At 72.5% G+C, this 8,436-nt stretch carries 5 protein-coding genes; 3 read left to right on the forward strand and 2 right to left on the reverse strand.

Annotated features, from left to right (window positions below; all coding sequences use genetic code 11):
- On the forward strand, positions 1-1,641 hold a 1,641-nt coding region (cobA, locus tag NCC78_RS23060; protein WP_250796994.1), incomplete at its 5' end, for a uroporphyrinogen-III C-methyltransferase.
- 201 nt (positions 1,642-1,842) lie between these two features.
- On the opposite strand, the gene otsB is transcribed toward cobA, so the two are convergent.
- A complete protein-coding gene (gene otsB / locus NCC78_RS23065) occupies positions 1,843-4,404 on the reverse strand; it encodes a trehalose-phosphatase (protein WP_250797002.1) in 2,562 nt (853 codons plus the stop codon).
- Between the two features lie 41 nt (positions 4,405-4,445).
- The gene (locus NCC78_RS23070; protein WP_250796995.1) at positions 4,446-5,846 is read right to left on the reverse strand and encodes an alpha,alpha-trehalose-phosphate synthase (UDP-forming); all 1,401 of its coding nucleotides are present in this window, start codon (positions 5,844-5,846) and stop codon (positions 4,446-4,448) included.
- A gap of 326 nt (positions 5,847-6,172) precedes the next feature.
- Between NCC78_RS23070 and ettA the strand changes: the two genes are divergently transcribed.
- On the forward strand, positions 6,173-7,849 hold the full coding sequence (gene ettA / locus NCC78_RS23075) for an energy-dependent translational throttle protein EttA (protein ID WP_250796996.1): 1,677 nt from the start codon (positions 6,173-6,175) through the stop codon (positions 7,847-7,849).
- A gap of 2 nt (positions 7,850-7,851) precedes the next feature.
- Positions 7,852-8,298 carry an acyl-CoA thioesterase gene (locus NCC78_RS23080; protein WP_250796997.1) on the forward strand — a complete coding sequence of 149 codons (447 nt, stop codon included), beginning with the start codon at positions 7,852-7,854 and terminating at the stop codon, positions 8,296-8,298.
- The last annotated feature ends 138 nt before the right edge of the window (positions 8,299-8,436 follow it).

Below are 8,436 nucleotides of genomic sequence, written 5' to 3' on the forward strand. Positions count from 1 at the left end.
CGCGCCGCCGGCACGGTAGGCGACGTCGAGGGCGGCTTCATCGAGCTGTCCCGGCCGCCGCTGACCGACGCGGTCGGCGCGCTCGTGCAGCGGGGCCACCGGGCCCTGGTGGCGCTGCCGCTGGTGCTGACCGCCGCCGGCCACGGCAAGGGCGACATTCCGGCCGCGATGGCCCGCGAGCAGCAGCGTCACCCCGGGCTGACGTACGCCTACGGCCGGCCCCTCGGCCCGCATCCGCTGCTGCACACCGCCCTGGAGCAGCGGATCGACACCGCGTTGGCCGGGGACGACCGCGCCGGCACCTGGGTGGCGCTGATCGGCCGCGGCTCCACCGACCCGGACGCCAACGCCGAGGTCGCCAAGGTGGCCCGGCTGCTCTGGGAGGGGCGCGGCTACGCCGGCGTCGAGCCGGGCTTCATCTCCCTGGCCGAACCGTCGGTGCCGGCGGTGCTGGAGCGGCTGCGCCGGCTCGGCGCGCGGCGGATCGTCGTCGCGCCGTACTTCCTCTTCGCCGGGGTGCTGCCGGACCGGATCGTCGCCCGGACGGCCGAGTTCGCCGCCGCCCACCCCGACCTGGACGTGCGGGTGGCCGACCTGATCGGCGACTGCGACGCCCTCGCCGACCTGGTCCTCGAACGGCATGCCGAGGCGCGGCGCGGGGACATCCGGATGAACTGCGACACCTGCGCGTACCGGGTGCTGATGCCCGGCTTCGCCGACAAGGTGGGCCGGCCGCAGACCCCGCACGACCACCCCGACGACCCGGTCGACGGCCCCGGCCACCACCACCATCACCATCGCCACGACGATCACCACGGCGGTCAGCACGGCCACGGGCACCACGGGCCGGGCCTGCGCCCGGGTCATGTCGCCATCGTCGGCGGCGGCCCCGGGCCCGACGACCTGATCACCGTACGGGGCAGGGCGCTGCTGGACGCCGCGGAGGTGGTGGTGGTCGACCGGCTCGCCCCCCAGGGGCTGCTCGCCGGGCTGCGCCCCGACGTGCGGGTGGTCGACGCGGCCAAGGTGCCCCGGGGCCCGTCGATGGGTCAGGACGCCATCAACGCCACCCTGGTCGAGCACGCCCGCGCCGGGAGGCGGGTGGTCCGGCTCAAGGGCGGCGACCCGTACGTCTTCGGCCGGGGCGGCGAGGAGTTGCTGGCCTGCGCCGAGGCCGGCGTGCCGGTGACCGTGGTGCCGGGCGTCACCAGCTCGATCGCGGCCCCGGCGGCGGCCGGCATCCCGGTCACCCACCGGGCGGTGGCGCACGAGTTCACCGTGGTCTCCGGCCACGTCGCGCCCGACTCGCCGACCTCGCTGGTGCGCTGGGACGCGTTGGCCGGCCTGCGCGGCACGCTGGTCGTCCTGATGGGACTAAAGAACCTCGCCGCGATCACCGCGGCGCTGACCGCGCACGGCCGGCCGGCGGAGACCCCGGCGGCCGTAGTGCAGGAGGCCACGACCGGGGCGCAGCGGGTGCTCCGTTCCACGCTCGGCGCGGTGGCCGCCGACGTGGTCGCCGCGGGGCTGCGTCCGCCCGCGGTTGTGGTCGTGGGCGACGTGGTCACCGCCCTGTCGTCGGCCGACCTCCAGGAGCCGCTCCGGCTCCTCGGCGAGAGCGGGGGACCTCCGGAGGACTGACCGTCGCGCGGCGGAAGACCTCCCGGCGGGCCGCGGGGGGCGGGTGACCGCCCGCGCGGCGCAAGACCTCCGGCGGGCCGCGGGGCGGCGGGTGACACGGCCGGCTCCGCGCTGCCGGGGATTGTGGTCGACCTGGACACACATGACGCGGCGGCGGCCGGAGACACGGGTCTCCGGCCGCCGCCGCGTCGGTGCGTCAGGTCACTGCTTGAGCATGTTGTCCAGCAGCAGGGCGCAGCGGACCAGGCCGAGGTGACTGTAGGCCTGCGGGTGGTTGCCCAGTCCGCGCTCGGCGAGCGGGTCGTACTGCTCGGGGAGCAGGCCGGTGGGACCGGCGGTGAGCACCATCTGCGCGAAGAGCTCCTCGGCGTCGGTACGCCGGCCGGTGCGCAGGTACGCCTCGATCAGCCACGACGTGCAGATGTGGAAGCCACCCTCGCGGCCGGGCAGGCCGTCGTCCCAGTGGTAGCGGTAGACGACCGGGCCACTGCGCAGGTCGGCCTCGATCTTGAGCACGGTGGAGAGGAAGCGCGGGTCGTCGCCGGGAAGCAGGCCCGACAGGCCGATCCAGAGCGACGAGGCGTCCATGTCCTCGTGCCCGTACGCCACGCTGTACGCCTCGGCGTGCTCGTGCCAGCCGTACTCCAGCACGTTGGCGGCGATCCGGTCGCGCAGCTCCACCCAGTCGGGCCGGTCCTCACCGCCGTGCTGGCGCACCACGTGCAGCGCCCGGTCGACGGTCATCCACAGCATCACCTTGGAGAAGACGTGGTGCCGGGGCGGGAGGCGGGCCTCCCAGATGCCGTGGTCCGGCTCGTGCCAGCGGCGGCGGACCGCCTCGACCATGTTCTCCAGCACCCGCCACTCGTCGTCGCGAACCGAGCCCCGCGCGTCGGCCACGGCGGCGATCAGGTCGGCGACCGGGCCGAAGACGTCCAGCTGGAGCTGGTGGTTGGCGAGGTTGCCGACCCGCACCGGGCGGGAGCCGGCGTAGCCCGGCAGGGTGTCGATGACCGCCTCGGCGCCCAGCTCGTACCCGTCCACCGTGTAGAGGGGGTGCAGCCGCTCGGGGTGCCCGCCGGTGCGCTCCACCACGCCGTCGATCCAGCGCAGCAGCCCCTCGGCCTCCTCGGTCGAGCCGAGATCGACCAGCGCCCGGGCGGTCATCGCCGCGTCGCGCAGCCAGCAGTAGCGGTAGTCCCAGTTGCGGACGCCGCCCAGCTCCTCCGGCAGCGAGGTGGTCGCGGCGGCGAGGATCGAGCCGGTCGCCTCGTGGCAGAGCCCGCGCAGGGTCAGCGCGCTGCGGACGACCAGGTCCCGCGAGGTGGTCGGCAGCCGCAGTGAGGCGACCCAGTCCTTCCACGGCTGCTCCGCCGCGGCCTGCCGCTCGTGAATCGGCACCCGGTGGTGTTCGAGGCTGTGGGTGCCGAAGCGCAGCTCCAGCAGGACCTGCCCGCCTGCGGCGGCGAGGTCCACGACGGCCTTCGCGCTCTCGTTCACGCCGTCGCTGGTGACCTCCCACTCGACCCCGGGGGAGTAGAGCGCCACCGGCTCGTTCGAGCCGAGCACCAGCAGGCCGTCGCCGAGTGGTTGCAGCTGGACCGCCACCTGACCGAACTCCGGCCGGGGGGCGAACTCCAGCCGGACCCGGCCGCGGCCGGTGAGCACCCGGATCAGCGTGGAGTCGCCGGTGGTGACCACCGGGCCGTCCGGGGTGGTCTCCTTGGCCGGCTTGTCCAGCCAGTCCGTGACGGTGAGCCCGGACCAGCGGGTCTCCACGGTCATGGTGCCGGAGCGGTAGCGCTGCCCCAGCGGGATACCGCCCCGTTCGGGGGCGACGCTGAAGTGCCCCGCCGGGCTGCCGCCCACCAGGTCGGCGAAGATCGCCGACGAGTCCGGCTTGGGGTGGCACAGCCAGGTGACCTTGGCCTCGGGGGTGAGCAGCGCGACCGTGCGGCCGTTGGCCAGCATCGAGTGCCGCTCGATCGGCACCGCCCGCTCCCCGAAGAGCCAGTGCCGCCGGGTCTCCAGCAGCAGGGCGAGGGCGCGCGCCGCCTCGATCGGCTCGGCCACCCGGTAGCCGGCCCGGGTGTCACCCGGGCCGATCTTGATGCCGACGTCCGGCCCGTGCAGGTTGCCGAAGGCGTTCTCGTCGGTGACGTCGTCGCCGATGAAGAGCACCGCGCTGGCGGAGAGCTGGGTGCGCAGCTGGTCGACGGCGGTGCCCTTGTGGGTGGCCACGACCGACAGCTCGATGACCTCCTTGCCCTGGGTGACGGTCACGCCGTCCCAGGTGGCGGGGCCGCTGCGGACGGCCTCGATGGCCGCGGCGGCCGCCTGCGGGTCCACCCCGCGGGTGTGCACCGCGACGCTCGCCGGCTTGCGCTCCAACCGGATGCCCGGGTGGGCGCCGGCGATCTCGCGCAGCGCGTCGCGCACCCGGGTGCGCACGGCGATCAGCTCGGGGGAGAGCCGCTCGACGAAGCCGATGTCGAACTCGGAGCCGTGGCTGCCGACCAGGTGGACCTCGCTGGGCAGCCGGGAGAGCGCGGCCAGGTCGCGCAGCGCCCGGCCGGAGACGACCGCCACGGTGGTCTGGGGCAGCGCGGCCAGCGCCCGCACCGCCGCCACCGACTCCGGCAGCGGTACGGCCTTGCTCGGGTCCTCCACGATCGGCGCCAGGGTGCCGTCGTAGTCGCAGGCGATGAGGAGCTGGGGCACCCGGGCGATCCGGCCGATGGCGGCACGCAGTTCGGCAGACATCACGCCGGTGACGGCGGCCGCCTTGTCGTTGACGGGCGCGTTCACTCGGCCTCCGCCTCGCGTACACCGAGTTCGGTGAGGAAGGACTTCGCCCAGTGCCCCACGTCGTGGGTTCGCAGATGGCGTTGCATTGTCCGCATGCGGCGGCGGGCCTCCGGGTTCTCGACGTGCACGGCCCGCAGCAGGGCGTCCTTGACCGCGTCCGGGTCGTGCGGATTGCACAGAAACGCCTGACGCAGCTCGGTGGCGGCGCCGGCGAACTCACTGAGCACGAGCGCGCCGCCCTGGTCGGCGCGCGATGCGACGTACTCCTTTGCCACCAGGTTCATTCCGTCTCGCAGCGGGGTCACCATCATCACATCGGCAGCGGCGTACATTGCGGCCAGCTCAGTGCGACTGTACGACTGATGCAGATAATGCACCGCCGGCACGCCGACCCTGCCGAATTCGCCATTGATCCGACCGACCTCGCGCTCGACCTTGACGCGAAGTGCCTGGTAGTGCTCGACCCGCTCGCGGCTGGGGGTGGCGACCTGCACCATGACCGCGTCCGGGACTGTCAGCTTTCCGTCAGCCAGCAGTTCCCGGAACGCCTTGAGCCGTAGCTCGATGCCCTTGGTGTAGTCCAGCCGGTCCACGCCCAGGATGATCGTCTTCGGGTTACCCAGCTCCTCGCGGATCTCCTTGGCCCGGGCCTGGATCGACGAGTCCGCGGCCAGCCGCTCCATCTCCCTGGTGTCGATGGAGATCGGGAAGGCGCCCGCCTTCACCTGCCGGCCGTCGACCTGGATCATCTGGCCCTCGTAGCGCAGCCCGAGCAGGTGCCGGGCGAGCCGGACGAAGTTCTGCGCGGCGAGCCGCTGCTGGAAGCCGACCAGGTCCGCGCCGAGCAGGCCGCGCAGGATCTCGGTGCGGAACGGCATCTGCATGAACAGCTCGATGGGCGGGAACGGGATGTGCAGGAAGAAGCCGATGCGCAGGTCCGGGCGCAGCTCGCGGAGCATCGCCGGGACCAGCTGGAGCTGGTAGTCCTGCACCCAGACCGTCGCGCCCTCGGCCGCGACCTCCGCCGCGGCCTCCGCGAACCGGGCGTTGACCAGGCGGTACGCCTCACGCCAGCGGCGCTTGTAGGCCGGCGTCTCCACCGCGTCGTGGTAGAGCGGCCAGATCGTCGCGTTGGACTGGCCCTCGTAGTAGCGCTCCAGCTCCTCGGCGCTCAACGGCACCGGGTGCAGCCGGATCCCCTCCAGGTCGAACGGCTCGGGGGCGGCGCCGGTCCCGCCGGCCCAGCCGACCCAGGTGCCCTGGTGCTCGGCGAGAACGGGATGCAGGGCGGTGACCAGCCCGCCGGGGCTGCGTCGCCACTGCCGTCCCTCGGGTGTGCTCACCTCGTCGACCGGCAATCGGTTCGCCACTACGACAAAGGAGCTACGGACGGTCACGATCGGCCACCTCCGGGTGCTGACGGGTCCACCGCGATGAGCGTACTGAGCGTAGCTGCGGCGTCTGGGGCCCCGTGCCGGAGTCACCTACCCATGCCGCCCTGACTGAACCATCTTGGTGATCTTGTCGACAAGCTGCTGCGACGGGCGTCACGGCACGCGGGTGCCGCCGGGGCGGGGTGATGTGGGCGTAGCGCCGCGTACCTGTCAGGATTGACGATGGCGTGCGCGCGGCCGGCCCCCGGCCGGCGGTGGGCGGGCGGAGGTCGCAGCCCGCGCCCGCGCCGCCCAACAGGCGACAGCAACCGACGGAGGTAGCCCGCACCGTGGCCCAGTTCATCTACGTCCTGGAAAAGGCGCGCAAGGCGCACGGCGACAAGGTCGTGCTCGACAACGTGACGCTGAACTTCCTGCCGGGGGCCAAGATCGGTGTGGTCGGTCCGAACGGCGCCGGTAAGTCCAGCCTCCTCAAGATCATGGCAGGGATGGACCGGCCGAGCAACGGCGAGGCCCGGCTCATGCCCGGCTACACCGTCGGCATGCTCGCCCAGGAGCCTCCGCTCAACGACGCCAAGACCGTCCTCGGCAACGTCGAGGAGGCGGTCGCCGAGACCAAGGCCAAGCTGGAGCGGTTCAACAAGATCGCCGAGCAGATGGCGACCGACTACTCCGACGAGCTGATGGAAGAGATGGGCAAGCTCCAGGAGGAGCTCGACCACCTCGACGCCTGGGACGTCGACTCCAAGCTCGAACTGGCCATGGACGCGCTGCGCTGCCCGCCGCCGGACGCCGACGTCACCCAGCTCTCCGGCGGTGAGCGCCGCCGGGTCGCTCTCTGCAAGCTCCTGCTGGAGGCGCCCGACCTGCTGCTGCTCGACGAGCCCACCAACCACCTGGACGCGGAGAGCGTGCAGTGGCTGGAGCAGCACCTGGCCAAGTACGCCGGCACCGTCATGGCGATCACCCACGACCGGTACTTCCTCGACAACGTGGCCAACTGGATCCTGGAGCTGGACCGCGGCCGGACCTACCCGTACGAGGGCAACTACTCCACCTACCTGGAGAAGAAGGCCGCCCGGCTCGCCGTCGAGGGGCGCCGCGACGCCAAGATGAAGAAGCGGCTCACCGAGGAACTGGAGTGGGTCCGCTCCAACGCCAAGGCCCGCCAGACCAAGTCCAAGGCCCGCCTCGACCGGTACGACGAGATGGCCACCGAGGCGGAGAAGACCCGCAAGCTGGACTTCGAGGAGATCCAGATCCCGCCGGGCCCGCGCCTGGGCAGCACGGTGATCGAGGCGCAGGCGCTCACCAAGGGCTTCGGCGACCGGATCCTGATCGACCACCTCAGCTTCTCGCTGCCGCGCAACGGCATCGTCGGCATCATCGGCCCGAACGGCGTCGGCAAGACCACGCTGTTCAAGACCATCGTCGGGCTGGAGCAGCCGACCGACGGCCAGGTCCGGGTCGGCGACACCGTCTCGCTGTCGTACGTCGACCAGGCCCGGCAGGGCCTCGACGGCGACAAGACCGTCTGGGAGGTCGTCTCCGACGGTCTCGACCACCTGATGGTCGGCAAGGTCGAGATGCCGTCGCGGGCGTACATCGCGGCGTTCGGCTTCAAGGGCCCGGACCAGCAGAAGCCGACCAAGGTGCTCTCCGGCGGCGAGCGCAACCGGCTCAACCTGGCGCTGACGCTGAAGATCGGCGGCAACGTGATCCTGCTCGACGAGCCGACGAACGACCTGGACGTGGAGACCCTCTCCAGCCTGGAGAACGCGCTGCTGGAGTTCCCCGGCTGCGCCGTGGTCATCTCCCACGACCGGATGTTCCTCGACCGGGTCGCCACGCACATCCTGGCCTGGGAGGGCGACGACGAGGACCCCGCCAAGTGGTTCTGGTTCGAGGGCAACTTCGAGGCGTACGAGAAGAACAAGGTCCACCGGCTCGGCGCCGAGGCGGCCCGCCCGCACCGGGTGACCTACCGCAAGCTCACCCGCGACTGAGCATGGCGGACCGCTTCGTGTACCACTGCACCCTGCGGTGGTCGGACCTGGACGCGTACGGCCACGTCAACAACTCGCGCTTCCTCACCCTCTACGAGGAGGCCCGGGTGGCGTTGATGTTCGCCGGCGGCCGGGCGTGGGGAGTGGGCTCGTTCGCCGACGGGGTGGTCATCCGTCGGCACGAGGTCGACTACCTGCGCCCGGTCGACTACGCCCTCGGCCGGGCCACCGCGGAGGCCGCCCCGACGGTCCGCATCGAGCTGTGGGTGGAGGAGATCCGGGCCTCCCGGTTCACCGTCGCCTACGAGCTGTACGACGGCGAGGTGCTGGCCAGCACCGCCCGCTCGGTGCTGGTGCCGTTCGACCTGACCCGGCAGCTGCCCCGCCGGATCACCGCCGAGGAGCGGGAGTTCCTGCTCTCCTACGCCCCGCAGGGCGGCTCGGCGTGACGGCGACCGGTGGACGCGGCCCGGTGGGCGGGCGACCGGACGCCCCGGTGCCCACGGCTGGCGGGGCGGCCCCCGCGCACGGCATCGTCGGGGTGGGTGACGCGGGGGCCTTCCTCGCCCGCCTCGTCCGGCTGGACG

This window comes from Micromonospora phytophila (assembly GCF_023656545.1).
Classification (GTDB): domain Bacteria; phylum Actinomycetota; class Actinomycetes; order Mycobacteriales; family Micromonosporaceae; genus Micromonospora; species Micromonospora phytophila.